This is a genomic window from Pseudomonas antarctica (genome assembly GCF_001647715.1).
GTDB classification, from domain to species: Bacteria; Pseudomonadota; Gammaproteobacteria; order Pseudomonadales; family Pseudomonadaceae; genus Aquipseudomonas; species Aquipseudomonas antarctica_A.
Window position 1 is genome coordinate 6,220,431 of the sequence record NZ_CP015600.1, and the last position, 23,151, is coordinate 6,243,581.

Here is a 23,151-nt window from a genome sequence, read left to right on the forward strand (position 1 = left end):
GCGCCCGACCTGACCAGCAGCATCACCTGCTTGAATGGAGGTAGACTGGCGCCCTTTCCTTGAGGAGCCTGCCATGAGCGAGCCGACCGATATCGACAGCGACGAAGAAGAGTTCACCGAGAGCACACTGGTCCAAGCCATCGAAAACCAGATCGAAAGCGACAATCCGCCTGCCGCCAAAGCCACTTTGAATAAGCTCACGCTGGTGGGTTACGAACGCGAAGAGATTCTGAACCTCATGGCTCACGTATTGGCCGTGGAAATCGACAAGATGTTGGACGAAGACCGCGCATTCAATACCGAATGGTACGAAACAGCGCTGCGGGCGCTGCCGGAATTGCCACCGGAAAACGACTGAATCGAGCACCTTGGTGGCGAAGCAGCAGGCTTGCTCACCACAAAGGTGCGCCATATCAAGACCCACGACTTTCTCACTGGACAGCCCGGCAAAGTGCGTTCACCTTATGCCCTGCTAGCCTCTAATAAATTCTTAGAAAGTCTGGAGTCCTTATGTCGTATACCCCTGAGTTGGTTGCCGAACTGGAAATCCTTGCACTCTTCAACCTGGGCAGCTCCCAGGAAGGTCTAAAAGTCCACCAGACCGCCGCACCCTCCGCCATCGCCGCCGCCAAACGCCTGTTCGAGAAAAAACTGATCGACCAGCCGGACGGGGGCTACCTGACCAGCCTTGGCCGGGACGCTGCCGAGCAGGCCCAAACCCTGTTGACCATTCTGACCACTGCCTCGACCAAAGAAGCCGCCTGACACCTGTTACCGCCCATGGAGTCCGCCCTTTGCGGATTCCGAGGGCGCTGCTGTCCAGCGCTCAAAATTCTGACGTCAAAAACAATTTCCCTCTAAAACTCCTACGCTACTGGCTGTAAACTCCTACACGGCCGCCCATGTCGGGCCCTGCGAGCCACCGAGTTCTACATGACCCGCACCCATGAGATCCGCCCCGACCTGGACGAAGGCATCGACCGCAAGGTGCTGGCTCAACTGCGCGCGCGCTTCATGGCCCTCAATGAAGGCCGCATGGCCCGGGCCGTCGAGGGGCTGACGCCACGCCAACAAAGCGTGCTGACCCTGCTGCCGCTGTTTTTTCACGTCAATCATCCGCTGCTGCCCGGTTATGTCTCGGGCAGCACGCCGGCCGGGCTGTCGAACTTCGAACCTGACGCCCAAGCGCTCGCCGAAGCCCAGCGCCTGACCCGCTCGTTCTCTTACAAGGCACGCCACGGCAACCCGCCGCGGCCGATCCACGGCCTGTTTCTGATGGGCAGCCTCGGCACCCTGGCTCAGGCAGACCAAAGCGATATGGACGTGTGGGTATGCCACGCGCCCGACCTGGGCGAAAACGAGCTGGCTGAGCTGCGCAAAAAGTGCCAGTTGCTGGAAGCCTGGGCCTTGACCATGGGGGCCGAGGCGCATTTTTTCCTGATCGAGCCGACGCGCTTTGTGCTGGGTGAACGCGACACACAACTGAGCTCCGATGACTGCGGCACCACTCAGCATTACTTGCTGCTGGATGAGTTCTACCGCACCGCAATCTGGCTCGCCGGGCGCACACCCATCTGGTGGCTGGTGCCGGTCTACGAAGAACGTCGCTACGCCGAGTTCACTCACGCACTGATTTCCAAGCGCTTTATCCGCGCCGATGAAACCCTCGACCTCGGTCACCTGGCCCAAATCCCCCCCGGCGAATTCATTGGCGCCGGGCTGTGGCAACTGTTCAAAGGCATCGAGTCGCCCTACAAATCGGTGCTCAAGTTACTGCTGACCGAGGTTTACGCCAACGAACACCCGAACGTGCATTGCCTGAGCCTGCGCTTCAAACGCTCGGTATTCGCCAATCAGATGGATCTGGATGAGTTGGACCCGTATATCGTGGTCTACCGCCGCATCGAGGAACACCTCAAGGTGCGTAACGAGCCCGAACGCCTGGAGTTGGTAAGACGCGCGCTGTACCTGAAGGTCAACCGCAAGCTCAGCGCCGGCCAACGCAGCACCAGTTGGCAGCGCCTATTAATGGAACGCCTGGCCCATGAATGGGGTTGGGACCAGCGCCAACTGGCTCTGCTGGACAGTCGCAGCCAGTGGAAAGTGCGCCAGGTCGCCTCCGAACGCCGTGCGCTGGTCAATGAGCTGAATTACAGCTACCGCTTTCTCACCCAGTTCGCTCGCACCGAGCAGACCGTCAGCCTGATTAACAAGCGCGACCTCAACGTGCTGGGCCGGCGCTTGTATGCGGCGTTTGAGCGCAAGGCCGGCAAAGTCGAATTCATCAACCCCGGCATCGCGCCGGACCTGGCCGAAGACACCCTGACCCTGGTGCAATCGCCCAACCGCAAGGAGCCCGGCCAGCATCACTGGGGCCTGTACAACGGCAACCTTACGGCACTGGAATGGGAGCACTTCGCGCCGATCAAGCGCAGCCGCGACCTGCTGGAAATGCTCACCTGGTGCCACCGCAACGGCGTGATCGACAGCAGCACGCGCCTGGCGCTGCACCCGGGCGTCAGTGACATGACCGAATTCGAGCTGTTCAACCTGTTGGGCAGCCTGCAACAGACCATCGCCCTACCGTTGACCAGCGTCGATGAAGATCGCCTGCTGCGCTCGGCCATGCCGGAAGACGTGTTGTTGCTGATCAACGTCGGCGTTGACCCGCTCAAGCATCATCGCGACCTGAATATCCTGATGACCACCGAGCGTACCGACTCCTTGAGCTATGCCGGCGTGCGCGACAACCTGGTACTGACCCTGGATCAGGTGACGCTCAACAGTTGGAACGAGGTGATGGTCAGCCGCTATGACGGCCCCCACGCGTTGCTCGACTGCTTGCGTGACTACCTCAACCAACTGCCGCCGGACCATTTGCCACGGCTGCGGGTGCGCTGCTTCTGTCACAACCGTGCGCAGTTCATTGCCCAGCGCGTGGAAGAAATCTTCGATACGGCGCAGAGCCTCCTGCTGGGTCAGTCCAATCACCGCTACCTCCTGCAAGTGCAGCAGCACTATCACGTGATGGAACTGACCCCGGGCCAGGCCACTCATGTGTCGCTGCCGACCCAGGACGCGCTGATCGCGTACCTCAGCGAAGAACTGGCCAGCTACAGCCCGCTGCACCTGGACGCCATGGCCCTGGAAGACCACGATCTGGCGCTGCTGTTGCCCATGGGCCAGGCCAATTGTGTACAGGTGTTCTACCGCGTCAATGAAGGCTTCGCCGAGTTGTATGTGCTGGATGAGTTCAACGCGCTGTGGCAGCAGCGCCTGCCATTTCATGACGAACAAAGCCTGCTGGCGCCGTTGCAGCGCTTTCTGCAATCGATCATCTACCGCCGTGAAGCGCTATCGCCGCTGGATACGCAACAGACGCTGGGTGAAGTGCAAACTCTGTATTACCAACTGTTGCCGTCCGGCAGCAATCGCGCCCGCAGCATCGAGCCGCGGCCAGCCCCTCAAAACCCGGCCAATAAGCCGTTTTATGACGTGCAGGCGATTATCGGCAAAGCGGCGCACGGCCAGGTGGGTATCACCCTGTACTGCAATCAGCGGGAGTTTTGCGAACTGGAGTTTGGCGACCAGTTGTTTGCGGTGGTCGCCCAGCAAATCGTCGGGCAGCGTCGGGAGACCGAGCGCTACCGCTGCTACATCACCGACCTGGACCTGTCGGGCCTGCTCGGTGATGTGCAAAGCCCGAGCAACTTGTATCTGCGCTACAAGGCCGAGCTGGAGCTGTCGCTCAACAAGGCGTTGAACCAGGTTTAGAGAGGGAAGGCGCCGCCATCTTTGGGCTGGCCTTCAACGCTGAGCAATTCAAGCTTGAGGGTCTTGCCACCGGGTGCTGGCCAGTCGATGTGCTGACCGACCTGCAGGCCCAGCAAGGCGCTGCCGACCGGAGCCAGAATCGAAATCTTGCCTTCGTCGGCATTCGCATCCTTGGGATAAACCAAGGTCAGGTGACGCTCCTTGCCACTGCTTTCTTCACGGCAATGGACACGGGAGTTCATAGTCACGACGTCTCCCGACACTTCATCGTGGCCGACTGTTTCTGCGCGGTCGAGTTCGGCTTGCAACGCTTCGACGCCGGGAAACTCATCGCCCAAGCGGTCGATCAGTTGCTCCAGACGCTGCACGTCAAGACGGGTGAGGATGATGGAAGGTGCGGTGGTCATGATTCAGGCAGACTCCTTTTTTCTGCACAAAAAAGCAAAACCCCGCCAGGAAAAGGCGGGGTTCTCACGGACCTCGATGATTTGAGGTGTAGCCGGACACTACCACAGCGTCACAAATAAACAAGACGGCCTCAAGCGCGCTCCCGGCGCTGCTCGGCCTCGGCACAGATCACGCGGCGCCGTGCGTCGTCGGCAGAGCGCCATTCACGGATGTCTTCCACATGGCGGAAGCAGCCGAGGCAGACTTTTTGCTCGTCCAGGCGACACAAACTGATACAAGGTGACGGCACCGCCGGGCTGACATTGCTGAACAGCGGCTTGGGCGGGCGTACAGGTGCAGGCTGGGTCACGATCAAATCTCGTCGAAGTCCAAGTCGGCGCCGGACTGTTCTTTCGTGAGGCGAGCAAGCATTTCGCTCAGCAGCTCGTCAGTGGTGTCGTGCGCCCAGCGATTTTCCTCTTCATCGTAGTCGAAGTGAAAACCACCCGAGCGGGCTGCCAGCCACAACTGGCGCAGCGGTTCCTGGCGACTGAAGATCAGTTGGGTGCCGTTTTCAAACTTGACCGTCAGCACGCCGGCCGAGTTTTCCAGGTCCACGTCCAGGCCGCTGTCGTCGAAAATATCTTCCAGCGCCTGCTGGGTCGAATCCACCAGGTCGTGAAAACGGGCTTCGGTCAAACTCATTGTGGCAACCTCAAAAGTGTCTGGTTTTGCTCAAGCGCCGCACGATACGGGCGAGCCCCGCTGATTGCAAAGGATACCGAGTTCATTACCGATGACAGTATGAAATATCCGCGACCATCGTAGCCTGCTTCCCAACTATCTCGGCAAACCCCCGCCGGACGGGTATTCCGGCGCATAGGCAAGCTGGCGGGTGGTCGGTATACTCGGGCGCAATTAATGCATATTCAAGGATTTCGCCATGAAGCGCCTGATCTCTTCCCTTGCTGCGCTCGTCGCGGTCGCTTGCCTCGTTAGTGCCTGTGGTCAAAAAGGTCCGCTGTACCTGCCCGATGACAGCAAAGACCCAAATGACCAGGCGCAAACGTCGCAGTCCAAAGCGCACAAGCACGACACCTATTAAGGGAAACTCATGGACGCTTTTAACTACCGGGACGGCGAGCTGTTCGCGGAAGGCGTGGCGCTGTCCGCGATTGCCGAGCGCTTTGGCACCCCGACCTATGTGTACTCCCGTGCGCACATCGAAGCCCAATACCGTAGCTTTACCGACGCTCTGGAAGGCACGCCGAGCCTGGTGTGCTACGCCGTCAAGGCCAACTCCAACCTGGGCGTACTGAATGTCCTGGCGCGCTTGGGCGCTGGTTTCGACATCGTCTCCCGTGGTGAGCTGGAACGGGTACTGGCTGCCGGTGGCACGCCGGACAAGATCGTGTTTTCCGGCGTCGGCAAAAGCCGCGAAGACATGCGCCGCGCCCTCGAAGTCGGCGTGCATTGCTTCAACGTCGAGTCCACCGACGAGCTGGAGCGCCTGCAGGTCGTCGCTGCCGAGATGGGCGTTCGCGCGCCGATCTCCCTGCGCGTCAACCCGGACGTCGATGCCGGCACTCACCCGTACATTTCCACCGGTCTCAAAGAGAACAAGTTCGGCATCGCCATTGCCGACGCCGAGGACGTGTACATCCGTGCCGCGCAATTGCCGAACCTGGAAGTGCTGGGCGTCGACTGCCATATCGGCTCGCAACTGACCACCCTGCCACCGTTCCTGGACGCCCTCGACCGCCTGCTGGCGCTGACCGAGCGCCTTGGCGAGTGCGGCATCTACCTGCAACACATCGACCTCGGTGGTGGTGTAGGCGTGCGTTATCGCGATGAAGAGCCACCACAGATCGCCGACTACATCCAGGCCGTGCGCGAGCGCACCGAAGGCCGCGGCCTGACCCTGATGTTCGAGCCGGGCCGTTATATCGTCGCCAATGCCAGCGTACTGCTGACCCAGGTCGAATACCTCAAGCACACCGAGTACAAGGATTTCGCCATCGTCGACGCGGCGATGAACGACCTTATTCGCCCGGCGCTCTATCAGGCCTGGATGGATGTGACTGCGGTCAAGCCACGTACTGGCGAAGGTCGCAACTACGACATCGTCGGCCCGATCTGCGAGACCGGCGACTTCCTGGCCAAGGATCGTCAACTGGCCCTGGAAGAAGGCGACCTGCTGGCTGTGCATTCGGCCGGTGCCTACGGGTTTGTCATGAGCTCCAACTACAACACTCGCGGCCGTGCCGCCGAGGTGCTGGTGGACGGTGATCAAGCGTTTGAAGTGCGTCGCCGCGAGACGGTAGCCGAGTTGTATGCTGGCGAAAGCCTGCTGCCGGAGTAAGCCATGCTGCTGCGTTTTACCAAGATGCACGGGCTGGGCAATGATTTCATGGTTCTCGACCTGGTCAGCCAGCACGCGCATATCCTGCCCAAGCACGCTAAACAATGGGGCGACCGTCACACCGGTATCGGCTTCGACCAATTGCTGATCGTTGAGGCGCCAAGCAACCCGGAGGTGGATTTCCGTTACCGGATCTTCAACTCCGACGGTTCCGAAGTGGAACAGTGCGGCAACGGCGCGCGCTGCTTCGCCCGCTTTGTGCTGGACAAACGCCTGACCGCCAAGCGGCAGATTCGCGTCGAGACCAAGAGCGGTGTGATCGAGCTGGATATTCGCAGCGACGGCCAGATCAGCGTCAACATGGGTGAACCACGCCTGGTGCCGGCGGATATACCGTTTCAGGCCACCGAGCAGGCCACGCGTTACGCGCTGGACGTTGATGGCAAGACGGTGGATATCGCTGCCGTGTCGATGGGCAACCCCCACGCGGTACTGCGGGTCAACGACATCAATAACGCCCCCGTGCATGAACTGGGGCCGAAGATCGAGCATCACCCGCGCTTTCCGGCACGGGTCAATGTGGGCTTTCTGCAGGTGATCGACCGTTCCCGCGCGCAACTGCGTGTATGGGAACGCGGTGCCGGCGAAACCCAGGCGTGCGGCACCGGTGCTTGCGCCGCCGCCGTCGCCGCGATCAGCCAGGGGTGGATGGATTCGCCACTGCTGATCGACCTGCCCGGCGGACGCTTGTCCATCGAATGGGCAGGCCCTGGCCACCCGGTGATGATGACCGGGCCGGCCTCGCGCGTATACGAAGGACAGGTCCGTCTATGAGTGAGCCAAGCTAATGACCGATAAGCCTCAAGTACCCGCCGAAACGTCCCCGAGCGAAAGTCTGGAGGCCGCTGCTGTCGCGGCGTACCTTGAGGCTAATCCGGACTTCTTCGTCGAACATGAAGAACTGCTGCCCGCCCTGCGCATTCCCCACCAGCGCGGCGATACCGTGTCGCTGGTGGAGCGGCAGATGAAGATCCTGCGCGAGCGCAATATCGAAATGCGCCACAAGCTCTCGCACCTGATGGACGTGGCCCGCGACAACGACCGTCTTTTCGACAAGACCCGTCGCCTGATTCTTACCCTGATGGATGCCACCAGCCTCGAAGAAACGGTCATTGCCGTGGAAGACAGCCTGCGCCAGGACTTCCAGGTGCCGTTTGTCAGCCTGATTCTGTTCAGCGACAACCCGATGCCGGTGGGTCGCTGGGTCAGCGGCGGCGAAGCACAGACGGCTATCGGCGGCCTGCTCTCCGAAGGCAAGACCATCAGCGGCACCCTGCGCGAGCACGAACTGGATTTCCTGTTTGGCGCTGAACAGCGCAAGCAGATCGGCTCCACTGCCGTGGTTGCTCTCAGCCATCAAGGCCTGCACGGTGTATTGGCCATCGCCAGTCGTGATCCTCAGCACTACAAAAGCTCGGTGGGCACGCTGTTTCTGACCTACATCGCTGAAGTGCTGGGCCGGGTCCTGCCGCGCTTTACCACTGCCTTGCGCGCGGTGCGCTAGCCATGGACAGGCAACTGGACGCTTACTGCGCTCACCTGCGCAACGAGCGCCAGGTGTCGCCCCATACCCTGGAAGCCTACCGACGGGACTTGAACAAGGTCCTGGCGTACTGCGAAAAGCAACAGATCGCCAGCTGGAAGGCCCTGGATATCCAGAGCCTGCGCAGCCTGATCGCGCGCCTGCACCAGCAAGGCCAATCCTCGCGCAGCCTGTCCCGCCTGCTGTCGGCGGTGCGCGGCCTCTATCATTACCTCAACCGCGAAGGCCTGTGCGACCACGACCCGGCCAATGGCCTGGCCCCGCCCAAGGGTGAGCGGCGCCTGCCCAAGACCCTGGACACCGACCGCGCGCTGCAATTGCTCGATGGGGCGGTGGAAGATGACTTCCTCGCCCACCGCGATCAGGCGATCCTTGAGCTGTTCTATTCCTCAGGCTTGCGCCTGTCGGAGCTGACCGGCCTGAACCTCGATCAGTTGGACTTGGCGGACGGCCTGGTGCAGGTGCTCGGCAAAGGCAGCAAAACCCGTGTACTGCCGGTGGGCAGGAAGGCCCGCGAAGCCTTGCAGCTGTGGCTACCGCTGCGCCTTCTGACCCACCCGGCGGACGATGCCGTGTTTGTCAGCCAACAAGGCCGCCGCCTGGGGCCACGGGCAATTCAATTGCGGGTCAAGGCAGCCGGCGAGCGTGAGCTGGGGCAAAACCTGCACCCACACATGCTGCGGCATTCCTTTGCCAGCCATATGCTGGAGTCGTCCCAGGACTTGCGCGCTGTGCAGGAACTGCTGGGCCACTCCGACATCAAGACCACGCAGATCTACACCCACCTCGACTTCCAGCACCTGGCTACGGTGTACGACAGTGCCCATCCACGGGCCAAACGCATCAAGGGCGGCGACTCATGAGTATCAAGCTGATCACCTTCGACCTGGACGACACGCTCTGGGACAACGTACCCGTCATCATCAGCGCCGAAGCGTCGATGCGTGAATGGTTGGCGACCCATGCTTCCAAGGTCGGCGATTTGCCACTCGAGCACTTCGCGAGCCTTCGCCAGCAGGTACTGGAGCGCCATCCTGAACTCAAAAATCGGATCAGCGTGCTGCGCCATCGGGTGCTGATGCACGCCTTTGAAGAAGCCGGTTATCCACAACCTGAAGCCACGCAGATGGCCGACGTGTGCTTTGAAGCATTCATTCACGCACGCCACCAACTCACGGTGTTTCCCGAAGCCGAACCCATGTTGCAAGCCCTGCGCCAGCACTTCCTGCTGGGGGTTATCACCAACGGCAATGCCGACGTGCAGCGTGTAGGCCTGGCGGATTACTTTCACTTTGCCCTGCGCGCCGAAGATATCGGTATCGCAAAGCCTGATGCGCGCCTGTTTCAAGAGGCGCTGCAACGCGGCGGCGTGGACGCCCATCAAGCAGTACATATTGGCGATCATCCTGGCGATGACATCGCCGGGGCGCAGCAGGCGGGGCTTCGTGCCGTGTGGTTCAACCCGACGGGCAAGGCGTGGGAAGCGGATAAGCGCCCGGATGCGGAAATTCGTAGCTTAAACGAGTTGCCGCCGTTGCTTCGCAGTTGGCAGTAACGCTATAGCGGCAACACTGAGAATCAAAATGTGGGAGCGGGCCTGCTCGCGAATGCGGTGTATCAGTCAGCCCATCAGCAACTGACAGGCCGCTTTCGCGAGCAAGCCCGCTCCCACGTTTGTCTTGTGGTGACCTGCAGGATTTATTACAGGCATGAAAAAGCCCGCAGCGACGGCGGGCTTTTTCTTATAAGCAGGTGAGTGACCTCAGATAGGTCGACTGCCGTACTTGTTATCCGGCTTTTTCGGTGGATCTGCCACCACGTTGGCCTCGACTTCCTGCACTTTGCCGCCTTTAGCGAGGAATTCTTCCATCGCACGGGCCAGCGCATCGCGCTCTTTGTTCTTGGCTTCAACGCTCGGCAGTTCGTCTACCGAAACAGCTGCCTTGGCTTTGCCCTTGGCCGCCGGGGCAGGTGCATCATCGCCACCGTCGTCGTCAGCAACGTCTTCAGCTGCCGCTTCAAGACCTTCTTCGGTCTCGTCGTCGTCACCTACTTCAAGGTCGTCGTTTTCCAGATCATCGTCGCTCATGTTCTACCTCATGACTTGCGAAAAGCAGATTAGTTATAGCCCAGCCTCACTCGCTGTCGAGTTCGCCGGAAAAAATCAACATCCACCGGATCACCAGTGGCTTATGCCCCATCACCGTGCAACGTGGCGAGGACTTTACGAGCACCGCCATGATCACGGTGCTCGCCCAGATAAACACCTTGCCAGGTCCCCATTGCCAAGCGGCCGGCCTTGACCGGCAAACTCAGCTGGCAGCCCAGGAGACTGGCCTTGAAGTGCGCCGGCAGATCATCCGGACCTTCGTCGTTGTGTTCGAACCCTGCACGCCCTTGCGGCACCAGCGAGTTGAAAAAACGTTCGAAGTCACGGCGAACCGCCGGGTCGGCATTCTCGTTGATGGTCAACGAGGCCGAGGTGTGCTGCAGCCACAGATGCAACAGGCCTACGCGACAAGCCTTCAATTCAGGCAAGCCGGCAAGCAACTCATCCGTTACCAGGTGAAAGCCCCTGGGCTTGGCCCGGAGGGTAATCAGGGTCTGTTGCCACATACAGTTCTCCGCCCATCGGCGCGCATTCTAGCGCGCTCAGGGAAAAAACAAAGTGCCGAATACGCCTACATGCATGTAAGACTTTTGCACGGTGAAAAGTACCGTGTGCGCCCCATCACAAACTCTGCGCAAAAACCGGTACAGCTTCCTATCACTGACAAACCCCAGGCAAAAAAATGCCCGGCAAGCCGGGCATCTTTTTTTCGCGTACTTACAAGTTGTAACCGCGTTCGTTGTGTTGCGCCAGATCGAGGCCGACAGCCTCTTCTTCGTCGGTGACCCGCAGGCCCATGACCGCATCCAGTACCTTGAGGATAATGAAGGTCACGATGGCCGTGTAGATCACGGTGAAGCCGACGCCTTTGCACTGGATCCAGACTTGCGCCGCGATGTCAGTGGTCGCCGCGTTGAAGCCGCCCAGCGAAGGGGCAGCGAATACGCCGGTCAGGATCGCGCCGAGGATACCGCCGATACCGTGCACGCCGAAGGCGTCCAGGGAGTCGTCGTAGCCCAGTTTGCGTTTCAGGGTAGTGGCGCAGAAGAAGCACACCACGCCTGCCGCCAGGCCGATGACCAGGGCGCCCATCGGGCCCACGGTGCCGGCAGCCGGGGTGATTGCAACCAGGCCGGCCACTACACCCGAGGCGATGCCCAGTGCACTTGGCTTACCGTGGGTGACCCACTCGGCGAACATCCAGCCCAGCGCCGCAGCCGCGGTAGCAATCTGGGTGACCAGCATCGCCATACCGGCAGTGCCGTTGGCCGCAGCGGCGGAACCTGCGTTGAAGCCGAACCAGCCAACCCACAACATGGCTGCACCCACCAGGGTATAACCGAGGTTGTGAGGTGCCATTGGCGTGGTCGGGAAGCCTTTACGCTTGCCGAGTACCAGGCACGCCACCAAGCCAGCCACACCGGCGTTGATGTGCACCACGGTGCCGCCCGCGAAGTCCAGCACGCCCCAGTCGCCCAGCAACGAACCCGGACCGCCCCACACCATGTGGGCAATCGGTGCGTAGACCAGGGTGAACCAGACACCCATGAAAATCAGCATCGCGGAGAACTTCATACGCTCAGCGAAAGCACCGACGATCAGCGCAGGCGTAATGATGGCGAACGTCATCTGGAAGGTGACGAACACCGCCTCAGGGAACAGCGCCGCAGGGCCGGTAATGCTCGCCGGAGTCACACCCGACAGGAACAGTTTGGACAGGCCGCCCACGAACGAGTTGAGGTTGACGACGCCTGCTTCCATACCGGTGGTGTCGAACGCCATGCTGTAGCCGTAAACGAACCACAAGATAGTGATCAAACCGGTGATGGCGAAGCACTGCATCATCACGGAAAGAATGTTTTTGGAGCGAACCATACCGCCGTAGAACAGCGCCAGGCCTGGAATGGTCATGAACAGCACCAGCGCGGTGGACGTAAGCATCCACGCCGTGTCGCCGGAATTGAGGACTGGAGCAGGGACTGGGTCCGCCGCCAATGCCAAGGCCGGCATTACGAGGGACAACAGGGCTCCTAGCCCTGCGAATTTACGCAGAGTCATATTGTTTTCTCCTGGGGCGTTGGGGGTTTGGCGGCTTAGATTGCGTCGGTATCGGTTTCGCCGGTACGGATGCGAATAGCCTGTTCCAGATTGACCACGAAGATCTTGCCGTCACCGATCTTGCCGGTGTTGGCCGCCTTGGTTATCGCCTCGATAACACGGTCAAGATCCTTGTCGTCAATGGCGACATCAATCTTCACCTTCGGCAGAAAATCGACCACGTATTCCGCGCCACGATACAGCTCGGTATGACCCTTCTGCCGACCGAAGCCCTTGACCTCAGTAACGGTAATGCCCTGCACGCCGATCTCGGACAACGACTCGCGTACATCGTCCAACTTGAACGGCTTGATGATGGCAGTGACTAGCTTCATGAAAACTCTCTCCCGAATTGGTGGACTTGCCCCAGGAAAACAAACCCGTCTCAAGTCTAAGCGCAGTGCCTGGCTTTGTAACGCGTCGTCGCCTCGGCATTTGCCGTTGCGACGCCAGCGAACCACTGGTGACGAAACCTGTACCCCTGATCCGTCGGCGCACTGCATTCGTCACAGCGACTGCATCAGTGCATGGGTCATGATCGTCTAAGCAGAAAGCTTGCCAGCTCCGTAAAAACCACTGAAATCAGTCCGTTGCCCACTTATGCCCACCTGCGGGGCTGTATGGCGACGCCAATGCGCACAAAAACAGTGCGTAGCCGCCCGACCCCCTGCGCGAAAAGCGTGCGTCTGTGGCCGTGAAAGGACTATAGACGCTGCGTGATACACTGCCCGCCAACAGTTTTCCGGAATATTTCCCATGCTCGCGCCCAAAGACCTTCTCGACGCCCTGAGCGGCCACGCCTCTCGCCTTTTCAGCGGCGACACCCCGCTGCCCCGCAACGAAATCGAAAGCCAGTTCAAAGCGTTGCTGCAAAGCGGCTTCAGCAAGCTCGACCTGGTGAGCCGGGAAGAGTTTGACAGCCAGATGGTCGTACTGGCCCGCACCCGTGCGCGGCTGGAGAGCCTGGAGGCGAAGGTGGCGGAGTTGGAAGCCAGGTTAACGCCGCCCACTGAGTAAACGCGGTCAGTGTGGGAGCTGGCTTGCCTGCGATGCAGGCGCCTCGGTGTATCAGTTGCACTGAGGTGATGCTATCGCAGGCAAGCCAGCTCCCACATAAAGCGCTGCGACCGACGCTGGATACGTTCTGTAAAACCTCTCCCGCCTCGCTCTCCACCCCCTCGTCTACCCTTGAAAAACCGCAGGAAGCGGCCCTCTCTTCAAGGAACGAGCATGTCCCTCGCCATCGTCCACAGCCGCGCCCAGATTGGCGTCGAAGCCCCTGCCGTCAGCGTTGAAGTGCATATGGCCAACGGCCTGCCCTCCCTGACGCTGGTAGGCCTGCCGGAAACTGCTGTCAGGGAAAGCAAGGACCGCGTGCGCAGCGCCATCCTTAACTCAGCGCTGCAATACCCGGCCCGCCGCATCACCCTCAACCTCGCGCCTGCCGACCTGCCCAAGGACGGCGGGCGTTTTGATTTGGCGATTGCCCTGGGGATTCTGGCGGCCAGCATGCAAGTGCCGGCGTTGATGCTGGACGACGTGGAGTGCCTGGGTGAGTTGGCGCTGTCCGGTGAGGTGCGCGCGGTCAAAGGCGTGCTGCCCGCCGCGCTGGCGGCGCGCAAGGCCGGGCGCACCGTGATAGTGCCTCGGGCCAATGCCGAGGAAGCGTGCCTGGCGTCGGGGTTGAAGGTGATTGCGGTAGACCACCTGCTGCAGGTGGTGGCGCACCTGAACGGGCATGTGCCGATTGAGCCCTATAAGTCCGACGGGCTGCTGTACCTGAACAAACCCTATCCGGACCTGAGCGAAGTGCAGGGGCAACTGGCAGCCAAGCGCGCTTTGCTGATCGCGGCGGCGGGCGCGCATAACCTGCTGTTCAGCGGGCCACCCGGCACCGGCAAGACGTTGCTCGCCAGTCGGCTGCCTGGGCTGCTGCCGCCACTGAGTGAACAGGAAGCCCTGGAAGTCGCAGCAATTCAGTCAGTGGTCAGCCCGGCGCCGCTGAGCCATTGGCCGCACCGCCCGTTTCGCCAGCCGCACCACTCCGCTTCCGGGCCGGCACTGGTCGGCGGGGGTTCAAAACCACAACCCGGGGAAATCACCCTCGCCCACCATCGTGTGCTGTTTCTGGATGAGTTGCCGGAGTTTGATCGCAAAGTGCTGGAGGTGCTGCGCGAGCCACTGGAGTCGGGGCATATTGTGATTTCCCGCGCCCGTGACCGGGTGAGTTTCCCCGCGCGGTTTCAATTGGTGGCCGCCATGAACCCCTGCCCTTGCGGCTATCTGGGCGACCCCAGCGGGCGTTGCCGCTGTACGCCGGAGCAGATCCAGCGCTATCGCAACAAACTCTCCGGGCCATTGCTGGACCGCATCGACTTGCACGTAACCGTCGCCCGGGAAACGACCGCGCTGAACCCCACCCAACAGGACGGCGATAACACGGCGAAGGCGTCAGCAGAGGTTGCCGAGGCCCGCGAGCGCCAGCAACGACGTCAAGGCTGCGCCAATGCTTTTCTGGACCTGCCAGGGTTACGCAAGCACTGTCGACTGGCGAAAGCCGATGAGAGCTGGCTGGAAAGCGCCTGCGAACGGCTGACATTGTCCCTGCGCGCAGCTCATCGGTTGCTTAAGGTGGCGCGGACCCTGGCCGACCTTGAACAGGTAGAGCACATCGCCCGCCATCATTTGGCGGAGGCGCTGCAGTACCGCCCTGCGGCAGTTGGTTAATGCGCCTTGGGGAAATCCAATAGCAGCCTCGCCACTTCCATCACCTCATCCAGCACCGCTTCGGCGGATTCGGTGGATGGCTTAAGCATCAGGTCATCGGCATAGCCCATCGCCAAGGCAAAGATCTGCCGGGCAGCGCGTTGGGGCGAATCACAGCGAAAAACGCCTTCAGCGACACCTTGCTCGATCACCTCGGCAAGCATGCCTTGCCATTGAGCATTGATCACCAGATACGCCTGAGCCATCTGCGGGTCATGCATCGCCTCGTCCCACGCATCCAGCCACAGCGCCCAGCCAGCGTCGGCGGTGCACGGCAGGCAATCGCGCAAGAACCCGACCAGCGCCTCAAGCGGCGGCACGCCCGCCAGCGGGCCGCGGACCTCATCCAATTGTTCATTGGCAAAACGCACAAAGGCTTCGCGGCGCAGCTCATTCCAGTCGCTGAAGTAGTGGTAGACGTGGCTGCGGGACAGGCCGGCATGCTCGGCCAGGTCGCGGGTGGACACATCGGCAAACCCCTTGCTGCGAAACAGCTCCAGGGCGGCGGCGATGATCTGGTCTTTACGGTCGATACGCGACATGGGTAATTCCTTCGGGCGCCGGTAGATGAGTGGCGCTTGCTTTTTGAGCGATCGCTCAAGGATACTTGAGCAGTCGCTCAATAATAGCGTCTATCACCCCATTGGTGCACCTATGTCATCCGTCACTCCGCAAATTCTGATCGAAGAAAGCAAGAAAATTGGCCAACAGTCCGCCAGCCAGACCCTCAAAGCAATTGCCCGGGCCTACCCTGGCAAGTTGTTTTGCACGCTATCGCTGGTTGCACTTGAGAACGCGCTACTGCTGGCCTACCCGCTGTTTGCCGGGTTTGCAGTGGACTCGATCATCCGCGGCGATGCCGGCAGTGCATTGTTTTACGCCGCCGTGGTCCTGGCGTTTTGGGTGGTCGGGGCGGCGCGGCGCGCGTTGGACACCCGCACCTTCACGCGGATCTACGCTGACCTCGCGGTGCCGGTCATTCTCAACCAGCGCCTGCAAAACCACAGCACTTCAAGGGCAGCGGCGCGGGTGGTGTTGGCACGGGACTTTGTCGACTTCTTCGAAAAACACGTGCCGATCATCGCGACGGCGCTGGTGTCCATCGTCGGTGCGGCAGTGATGTTGCTGGTGATCGAACCGTGGATCGGCCTGGCGTGTCTGGGCGCACTGCTGTTGTGCACCACCTTGCTGCCACGCTTCGCCCGGCGCAATCAGCAGCTGCATGAGCGCTTGAATGACCGCCTGGAGAAGGAAATCGGTCTGGTGGAAAAGGTCGGTGCGCAGACCTTGCAGCGCCACTATCACGTGCTGTCGCGCCTGCGGATCTGGCTGTCAGACCGCGAGGCGGCCGCGTTCCTGTTTATCGGTACGCTGGCCGCCCTGCTATTTGTCGTCGCGATCAGCCAGCTGGCCCTGTCGCCTGCGGTCAAGGCCGGTCACGTGTACGCGGTCATGACTTACCTGTGGACCTTCGTCAGCAGCCTGGACGAGGCGCCAGGGATGGTCGATCAGCTCGCGCGCCTCAAGGATATCGGCAAGCGTGTGGACCCGGGCCTCGGCGACCGCTAGGCCTCAACGAAACCGATCCACCTCATGCCGCAAGCCAGCCGCCAGGGTTTCCAGTTCCCTGGCGGTAATGGCCAGGTTCGACACCACTTCACGCTGCTCGCTGTTGGCCAGCGCAATGCTTTGCAGGTTGCTGCTGAGCACGTTTGCCGTGCTGCTCTGCTCCTGGGTCGCGGTGGTGATCGCGGCAAACTGCTGGCCCGCCGAGCGGCTTTGCTCGTCGATCCGCGCCAGGGCCGACGCCACGTCAGCATTGCGCGACAGGCCTTCCTGCATCAACACGTTGCCGTGCTCCATGGTACTGATGGCGTTACCGGTTTCCTGCTGGATGCTTTGGATCATGCCGGAAATTTCGTCGGTGGCCTGACGGGTGCGCGAAGCCAGGTTGCGCACTTCGTCGGCAACCACGGCAAAACCTCGGCCTTGCTCACCGGCACGCGCGGCTTCGATGGCGGCGTTGAGCGCCAGCAGGTTGGTTTGCTCGGCGATCGAGGTGATGACGCCGACGATCCCGCCGATTTCCTGGGAACGCTGGCCGAGGGTATTGATTACGGTGGCCGTGCTGTTCAGCGCCGCAGCGATATGCTCCAAAGACGACGACGCCTCCTGCATCGAGGTGCGGCCGATACGCGTCTGTTGGGCGTTTTCCTGGGCCAGTCGCTCGGTATTGCCCATGTTGTCGGCGATGTTCAGCGAGGTCGCGCTGAACTCCTCCACTGCGCCGGCCATACTGGTGATCTCGCCAGACTGCTGCTCCATGCCTTCATAGGCACCGCCAGACAGGCCAGACAACGCCTGGGCTCGGCTGTTGACCTCCTCGGCCGCCTTGCGAATATGCGAAACCATGGTCGACAGCGCTTCGCCCATCTGGTTGAAGCTGCGGGCCAGTTGGCCGATTTCGTCATGGCTGGACACATTGAGGCGCGCACTCAAATCACCCGCACCGAGGGCTTCGGCTTGGCGCACCAGGTCGCTCAGGGGCTGCAATTTACTGCGCAACAGCCAGACCGCAGCGCCCACAGCGAACAACATTGCCAGCACACTGCCAATCACCAGCCGAATGCCCACCGCCCAGGTCACCGCGCGGATTTCGGACTTCGGCATGCTCGCCACCACCGCCCACGGGCCGCCTTCAAACGGCACCGAGACGCTGTAGAAGTCTTCGTTTTTGTCACTCCAGAAGAGGCCTTTGCCTGGCTTTTTGGCCAGGTCGAGCATCACCGGGATCGCCTGGTCCAGCGCCTGCACACCTGCCGGCGGCACCAGCCAGTGTTTCTGTTCGTCCAATAAGGCCAGGGAACCCGTCTGGCCGATACGGAAGCGCTTGAGGTTGTCGAACTGGGCGTTCTGGGCGTCGGTGTAGTCGAAGCCGACAAACAGCACGGCGATCACCTTGCCAGCCGCATCCCGCACCGGCGTGTACTGGGTCATGTAGGAGCGGTCGAACAACACAGCCCGGCCGACATAACTCTGCCCGGCCAGCAGGCGTTGATAGGCCGGATGCTGGTGGTCAAGGGCCGTACCGATGGCGCGGCTGCCATCCTGTTTGGTCAGGGAGGTGCTGACGCGGATAAAGTCTTCGCCGCTGCGCACAAACACCGTGGCCACGCCGCCGGAAGTGTCCTTGAACTCATCGACCTCATCGAAATCGTTGTTCAACAGGTCGCTGCCCAGGAACAGGCTCGGGGTCTGCACACCGGCCACTGCTACCGGCTGTTCGCCACGCACACTCAACCCCGCGCCAAAGCGCTTTTCAAACAGCCCGCTCAAACGCTGGGTACTCTCGCGCAAGGTGCTGTGGAAGGTGTTGAGTTGGTCAGCGAGCAGGCGCGCCTCGCTGGCCAGGTGTTCCTCGCGCGTGTCAAGGTTGGCGGAGTCGAGGGAACGCAAGGCGAAAACAGTACTGCCGCTAATAACGACAGCCAAAATTACGGCCAAGGCGAGGCCTAACTGAGAGGCGATCCGAGCGCGAGGTTGAGACATGACAGCTCCTGGCCGAGGCCAGGATCATCCTGATCTCATAGCGCTGCTCGGCAAATTATCTGGTGGGAAACGTTGGTGCACGAAGGTTCCAACACCCCTACTTCGGCGGGCGCGGGTAATACTTGAGCGATTCACCGGGGTAACGCGCAAACGATTGCACGGACGCTCGATAGCGCGTCAATCCAGACGTTCAACCCGGGGCAACTCCATGGCGTTCACTTCACCTTGCAGAAACTCCGCCAAACGGCGCAAGCGCTCACCACCGGGACGGGTTTTCGGCCACACCAGGTAGTAATTTTCCCCACTGGCAACGGCGGTCGGCCACGGCAGGCTCAATCGCCCTTGGGCGACGTCTTCAGCCACCATCAGCAGATCGCCCATCGACACCCCGTACCCTCGCGCCGCTGCAATCATGCCCAGTTCGAGGGTGTCGAACACTTGCCCACCCTTGAGCGACACCTGCGACGACAGCCCCATGCGCTCCAGCCAGTTGCGCCAGTCGCGGCGGTCGGGCGTAGGGTGCAGCAGCTCAGCGGACGCCAAGCGATTAACATCCCAAGGCCCATCGGCCAGCAGGTTGGGGGCGCCCACCGGGATCAGCAGTTCAGGGAACAGGTAACAGGCCTCCCAGTCTGCCGGGAAATGCCCGTAGCTCAACAGGACCGCGCAATCGAAAGGCTCCTGGTTGAAGTCCACTTCATCCACGCTCATCCACGCACTCGTGAGTTGCACTTCGTTGCCGGGCTGCAACGCACGAAAGCGGCTGAGCCGCGCCAGCAGCCAGCGCATGGTCAAGGTGGACGGCGCTTTCATGCGCAGGATGTCGTCTTCGGCATTCAGGGTATGGCAGGCCCGCTCCAGCGCAGCGAAGCCCTCACGTACTCCGGGCAGCAGCAGGCGCGCCGCTTCGGTGAGTTGCAGGTTTCGGCCGCTGCGCTGGAACAGGCGGCAGGCGAAATGCTCTTCGAGCGTGCGGATATGTCGGCTGACGGCACTTTGCGTGATCGACAGCTCCTGCGCCGCACGGGTGAACGAGTTATGCCGGGACGCGGCTTCAAAGGCCCGCAGGGCATAAAGCGGAGGAAGGCGACGAGACATTGGGAAAGCTCCGACAGCGCAATATCGAAACCCTACCAGAATCACTCAAGCATGAGTTTTAATCATGCAAACGATCGCATTTATCGTTTTGTGCAATGCGCTCAAAGCGCCGAGAATCAACCCTTCCTCAACCCTCCGACTTTTTGAGCGTGATGATCATGCAGCATCCGGTACGTACCGAACTCTGGGCCATTCTGCGGCTGTCGGGGCCGTTGATTGCCTCACAGTTGGCACACATGCTGATGGTGCTGACCGACACCCTGATGATGGCCCGCCTTAGCCCCGAAGCCTTGGCCGGTGGTGGCCTCGGCGCCGCGAGCTATTCGTTCGTGGCGATTTTTTGCATCGGCGTTATCGCCGCCGTGGGCACCCTTGTCGCTATTCGTCATGGTGCGGGCGACATCGAAGGCGCTACTCGCCTGACCCAGGCCGGGCTATGGCTGGCCTGGCTGATGGCCTTGGTAGCTGGCTTACTCCTGTGGAACCTCAAGCCCGTATTGTTGATGTTTGGCCAGACCGAAACCAACGTGCACGCGGCGGGGCAATTCCTGACCATCCTGCCGTTCGCCCTGCCCGGCTATCTGAGCTTCATGGCCTTGCGTGGTTTCACCAGCGCCATCGGCAAGGCCACCCCGGTGATGGTGATCAGCCTGTGCGGCACGGTGCTTAACTACTTCCTCAACCACGCGCTGATAGAAGGCATGTTCGGCCTGCCCAAATTGGGCTTGATGGGCATCGGTTTGGTCACGGCCATCGTTGCCAACAGCATGGCCCTGGCGCTGATGTGGTACATCCGCAGCAATCGGACGTACGCGGCCTACCCGCTCGGCACCGGCCTGCTGCGCCTCAACACCCAGTATTTGCGCGAGCTGTGGCGCCTGGGATTGCCGATTGGCGGCACCTATGCGGTGGAAGTCGGGCTGTTTGCTTTCGCGGCGTTGTGCATGGGCACCATGGGCAGTACGCAATTGGCGGCGCATCAGATTGCCCTGCAAATTGTCTCGGTAGCGTTCATGGTGCCGGCGGGCATGTCGTACGCGATCACCATGCGTATCGGCCAGCATTACGGCGCCGGGCAGTTGCTGAATGCGCGCATGGCCGGGAGGGTCGGCATCGGATTTGGCGCGGCGGTGATGTTGGGATTTGCGGCAGTGCTGTGGCTGTTTTCCGATCCGCTTATCGGGCTATTCCTCGACCATAACGACCCGGCCTTCCACGACGTGATCATCCTCGCTGTCAGCCTGCTGGCCGTAGCGGCCTGGTTCGAATTGTTCGACGGCGTGCAGACCATCGCCATGGGCTGCATCCGTGGGCTGAAAGACGCCAAGACCACCTTCCTGGTGGGCTTGGGCTGCTATTGGCTGATCGGCGCTCCATCGGCATGGCTGATGGCGTTCACCCTGGGCTGGGGGCCGACTGGCGTGTGGTGGGGCCTGGCACTGGGCCTTGCCTGCGCGGCCATCAGCCTGACTTGGGCGTTTGAGGCGAAGATGGAGAGGATGATTCGTCGGGAGCCGCAAATAGATACGCAATTCCAGGCTATGCAACCCGACTAGAGGATGTGCTCGGTCAATGTGGGAGCAGGCTTGCCTGCGATACAGGCACCTCGGTGTGTCAGGCATAACCAAGTGATGCCACCGCAGGCAAGCCAGCCCCCAGATTTGATTGGGTTTACAACACTCGAATACTCAGCCCAAAAGCGCCTGCTCACCCTTGCCGAACGTCAGGTATTCCACCAACTCCGGCAACGGTAAAGGCTTGCTGATCAAGTAACCCTGGGCCTGGTCGCAGCCGAACAACCTCAACAGCGCAAGCTGCTCGGGCGTTTCCACGCCTTCGGCCACCACTTCCAGGTTGAGGTTGTGGGCCAGGTTGATCATGGCGTGCACCAGCTTGCGGTTTTCTTCACGCTCTTCCATACCGCCGACAAAGCTTTTGTCGATCTTCAACAAGGCAATCGGCAGGCTGTTGAGGTGCACGAACGACGAAAAACCGGTGCCGAAGTCATCCAGGGAAAACCTCACGCCTAGGCGGCCGAGGGCATCCATGGTCTGCTTGACCAGATCACTGCGGCGCATCACGGCGGTTTCGGTGAGCTCAAACTCCAGCCACTGCGCTTCCACACCACGCTCGGCAATGAGCCGGCTGAGGGTCGAGAGCAATTGGCTGTCCTGGAATTGACGAAACGAAAGGTTGACCGCCATGTGCAGCGGCGGCAGGCCGCGCTCGCGCAGGTCTTGCATGTCGCGCAGGGCTCGGGAGATGACCCAGTAACCCAGCGGTACGATCAGACCGCTCTGTTCAGCCAAGGGGACAAATTCGCTGGGCGGCAACAGGCCTCGTTCGCCGTGGCGCCAGCGCACCAGCGCTTCAAGGCCGACGATGTGCCCGTCGTCCAGGTCCAGGCGCGGCTGGTAGTGCAGTTCCAGTTCGTCACGGCGCAGCGCGCGGCGCAGTTCACTTTCCAGGTCAGCCAGGCTGCGTGCATTGCGGTTGATGCGTTCGTTGAAGATATGAAAGGTGCAGCCTTGAGTGCTTTTGGCTTGCTGCATGGCGATGTGCGCGTGCCACATCAACGGGTCGGCACCGGCGCGGGCGCGGGCATGTGCCACACCCAGGCTGCAACCGATCAACAGGCTTTCGCCGTCTACCCAGTAGGGCTCGGCCATGGCTTCGGTAATGCGTTCGGCCATCCATTCGGCGCGCTGAGGCGCGCGGCGAGTATCAATCAGCAGGGCAAATTCGTCGCTGCCCAGCCGCGCCAGTTGGTCACCGGCTTCGAGTTGGCTCTTGAGCCGCGAGACCACCTGCAGGATCAACCGATCGCCCGCCTGATGGCCCAAGGCGTCGTTGGCGTGACGGAAGTTGTCGAGGTCGAGGTGGCCAAGGGCCAAACCGCGGCCTTCGTTCTCAACCAATCGCGCCGCCAGCAAGGTCTGGAAACCCTGTCGATTGGCGATGCCGGTCAGCGGGTCCTGCTCGGCCAGGCGCTGCAAGGTGTTTTCCAGCACGCCCCGCTCACGCACGTGGCGCAAGCACCGGCGCAATGTATCGGAATCCAGGACACTCCGGATCAGCCAATCGCTGACACCCAGCGGCGCAACCAGCGGCTCCTGCTCCAGCAACAACACGCACGGCAAGTTGCAGCGCCCGGCACCGGGTTGCAAGTGGGGCGTGGTCAACAGCACGGCGGTGTGGTCGTCATCGAATAGACGACTCACCGAGTCCCAGTTGGGCGCACTGATCAGCACAGCCCCTTCGCCCATCGGCGCCAGGCACTCGCGCAACAACGCTGCCCACGCTGGCTCATCGGCCAGTAGCAGCAAACGCAAGGGTTCGACAGGCGTAGACAAGCTAGCTCCCTAGACTCTGCAAAAGTGTGGTGGCGGCGGGCATTATGACGCG

General features: G+C 61.2%; 24 protein-coding genes. 13 read left to right on the forward strand and 11 right to left on the reverse strand.

What is annotated here, in order from left to right; translation table 11 throughout:
- The first annotated feature begins 73 nt into the window (after positions 1-73).
- The 3 genes from A7J50_RS28345 (at position 74) to A7J50_RS28355 (ending at position 3,774) form a co-directional block, all read left to right on the forward strand.
- Entirely contained in the window at positions 74-358 is a 285-nt protein-coding gene (locus A7J50_RS28345) for a hypothetical protein (RefSeq protein ID WP_064454689.1), read from the forward strand.
- 152 nt (positions 359-510) lie between these two features.
- Positions 511-765, forward strand: a complete 255-nt coding sequence (locus A7J50_RS28350; RefSeq protein ID WP_053258624.1) for a TIGR02647 family protein — start codon at positions 511-513, stop codon at positions 763-765.
- A 168-nt stretch (positions 766-933) separates the two neighbouring features.
- Positions 934-3,774: a class I adenylate cyclase gene (locus A7J50_RS28355; RefSeq protein ID WP_064454690.1), complete on the forward strand. Its 2,841-nt coding sequence runs from the start codon at positions 934-936 to the stop codon at positions 3,772-3,774.
- Here A7J50_RS28355 and rnk read toward each other — a convergent pair.
- The 3 genes from rnk to cyaY all read right to left on the reverse strand — a co-directional run bounded on the left by rnk (position 3,771) and on the right by cyaY (position 4,866).
- On the reverse strand, positions 3,771-4,181 hold the full coding sequence (gene rnk / locus A7J50_RS28360) for a nucleoside diphosphate kinase regulator (protein ID WP_053258626.1): 411 nt from the start codon (positions 4,179-4,181) through the stop codon (positions 3,771-3,773). The genes A7J50_RS28355 and rnk overlap by 4 nt on opposite strands.
- Before the next feature lie 131 nt (positions 4,182-4,312).
- On the reverse strand, positions 4,313-4,531 hold the full coding sequence (locus A7J50_RS28365) for a DUF1289 domain-containing protein (protein WP_064455025.1): 219 nt from the start codon (positions 4,529-4,531) through the stop codon (positions 4,313-4,315).
- Between the two features lie 2 nt (positions 4,532-4,533).
- Entirely contained in the window at positions 4,534-4,866 is a 333-nt protein-coding gene (gene cyaY / locus A7J50_RS28370) for an iron donor protein CyaY (protein WP_064454691.1), read from the reverse strand.
- Positions 4,867-5,104: 238 nt separating this feature from the next.
- Here cyaY and lptM point away from each other — a divergent pair, with 238 nt between their 5' ends.
- The 6 genes from lptM to A7J50_RS28395 are packed head-to-tail and all read left to right on the forward strand — an operon-like array spanning position 5,105 to position 9,681.
- Complete coding sequence (lptM, locus tag A7J50_RS31105) at positions 5,105-5,266, forward strand: LPS translocon maturation chaperone LptM (protein WP_074851643.1); 162 nt, start codon at positions 5,105-5,107, stop codon at positions 5,264-5,266.
- A 9-nt stretch (positions 5,267-5,275) separates the two neighbouring features.
- Complete coding sequence (gene lysA, locus A7J50_RS28375) at positions 5,276-6,523, forward strand: diaminopimelate decarboxylase (RefSeq protein WP_064454692.1); 1,248 nt, start codon at positions 5,276-5,278, stop codon at positions 6,521-6,523.
- Between the two features lie 3 nt (positions 6,524-6,526).
- A complete protein-coding gene (dapF, locus tag A7J50_RS28380; protein WP_064454693.1) occupies positions 6,527-7,357 on the forward strand; it encodes a diaminopimelate epimerase in 831 nt (276 codons plus the stop codon).
- 13 nt (positions 7,358-7,370) lie between these two features.
- Positions 7,371-8,087, forward strand: a complete 717-nt coding sequence (locus A7J50_RS28385) for a DUF484 family protein (RefSeq protein ID WP_064454694.1) — start codon at positions 7,371-7,373, stop codon at positions 8,085-8,087.
- Positions 8,088-8,089: 2 nt separating this feature from the next.
- Positions 8,090-8,989 (forward strand): tyrosine recombinase XerC, encoded by a 900-nt coding sequence (gene xerC, locus A7J50_RS28390; protein ID WP_064454695.1) that lies wholly within the window; start codon positions 8,090-8,092, stop codon positions 8,987-8,989.
- Positions 8,986-9,681, forward strand: coding sequence for an HAD family hydrolase (locus tag A7J50_RS28395; RefSeq protein ID WP_064454696.1), 696 nt, complete (start codon positions 8,986-8,988; stop codon positions 9,679-9,681). Before xerC ends, A7J50_RS28395 begins: the two co-directional genes overlap by 4 nt.
- A 207-nt stretch (positions 9,682-9,888) precedes the next feature.
- Here A7J50_RS28395 and sutA read toward each other — a convergent pair whose 3' ends face one another.
- From sutA to glnK, 4 genes are all read right to left on the reverse strand, one after another.
- Positions 9,889-10,215 carry a transcriptional regulator SutA gene (sutA, locus tag A7J50_RS28400; protein ID WP_064454697.1) on the reverse strand — a complete coding sequence of 109 codons (327 nt, stop codon included), beginning with the start codon at positions 10,213-10,215 and terminating at the stop codon, positions 9,889-9,891.
- Positions 10,216-10,316: 101 nt separating this feature from the next.
- Entirely contained in the window at positions 10,317-10,742 is a 426-nt protein-coding gene (locus A7J50_RS28405) for a secondary thiamine-phosphate synthase enzyme YjbQ (protein WP_017845176.1), read from the reverse strand.
- Positions 10,743-10,953: 211 nt separating this feature from the next.
- Positions 10,954-12,294 (reverse strand): ammonium transporter, encoded by a 1,341-nt coding sequence (locus A7J50_RS28410; RefSeq protein ID WP_064454698.1) that lies wholly within the window; start codon positions 12,292-12,294, stop codon positions 10,954-10,956.
- Between the two features lie 35 nt (positions 12,295-12,329).
- On the reverse strand, positions 12,330-12,668 hold the full coding sequence (gene glnK / locus A7J50_RS28415; RefSeq protein ID WP_002555808.1) for a P-II family nitrogen regulator: 339 nt from the start codon (positions 12,666-12,668) through the stop codon (positions 12,330-12,332).
- A gap of 421 nt (positions 12,669-13,089) precedes the next feature.
- Here glnK and A7J50_RS28420 point away from each other — a divergent pair, with 421 nt between their 5' ends.
- Complete coding sequence (locus A7J50_RS28420) at positions 13,090-13,350, forward strand: accessory factor UbiK family protein (RefSeq protein WP_025856328.1); 261 nt, start codon at positions 13,090-13,092, stop codon at positions 13,348-13,350.
- Between the two features lie 213 nt (positions 13,351-13,563).
- Positions 13,564-15,060: a YifB family Mg chelatase-like AAA ATPase gene (locus tag A7J50_RS28425; RefSeq protein ID WP_064454699.1), complete on the forward strand. Its 1,497-nt coding sequence runs from the start codon at positions 13,564-13,566 to the stop codon at positions 15,058-15,060.
- On the opposite strand, the gene A7J50_RS28430 is transcribed toward A7J50_RS28425, so the two are convergent.
- A complete protein-coding gene (locus A7J50_RS28430; RefSeq protein ID WP_064454700.1) occupies positions 15,057-15,641 on the reverse strand; it encodes a TetR/AcrR family transcriptional regulator in 585 nt (194 codons plus the stop codon). The genes A7J50_RS28425 and A7J50_RS28430 overlap by 4 nt on opposite strands.
- 112 nt (positions 15,642-15,753) lie before the next feature.
- Here A7J50_RS28430 and A7J50_RS28435 point away from each other — a divergent pair, with 112 nt between their 5' ends.
- Positions 15,754-16,668: an ABC transporter six-transmembrane domain-containing protein gene (locus A7J50_RS28435; protein ID WP_064454701.1), complete on the forward strand. Its 915-nt coding sequence runs from the start codon at positions 15,754-15,756 to the stop codon at positions 16,666-16,668.
- Between the two features lie 3 nt (positions 16,669-16,671).
- On the opposite strand, the gene A7J50_RS28440 is transcribed toward A7J50_RS28435, so the two are convergent.
- Together A7J50_RS28440 and A7J50_RS28445 are read right to left on the reverse strand one after the other, a co-directional pair.
- Positions 16,672-18,648, reverse strand: a complete 1,977-nt coding sequence (locus A7J50_RS28440) for a methyl-accepting chemotaxis protein (protein ID WP_064454702.1) — start codon at positions 18,646-18,648, stop codon at positions 16,672-16,674.
- A 177-nt stretch (positions 18,649-18,825) separates the two neighbouring features.
- A complete protein-coding gene (locus tag A7J50_RS28445) occupies positions 18,826-19,746 on the reverse strand; it encodes a LysR substrate-binding domain-containing protein (protein WP_064454703.1) in 921 nt (306 codons plus the stop codon).
- A 152-nt stretch (positions 19,747-19,898) separates the two neighbouring features.
- Between A7J50_RS28445 and A7J50_RS28450 the strand changes: the two genes are divergently transcribed.
- Entirely contained in the window at positions 19,899-21,302 is a 1,404-nt protein-coding gene (locus A7J50_RS28450) for a NorM family multidrug efflux MATE transporter (protein WP_064454704.1), read from the forward strand.
- Positions 21,303-21,434: 132 nt separating this feature from the next.
- On the opposite strand, the gene A7J50_RS28455 is transcribed toward A7J50_RS28450, so the two are convergent.
- Complete coding sequence (locus A7J50_RS28455) at positions 21,435-23,099, reverse strand: putative bifunctional diguanylate cyclase/phosphodiesterase (protein WP_064454705.1); 1,665 nt, start codon at positions 23,097-23,099, stop codon at positions 21,435-21,437.
- Between the last annotated feature and the right edge of the window lie 52 nt (positions 23,100-23,151).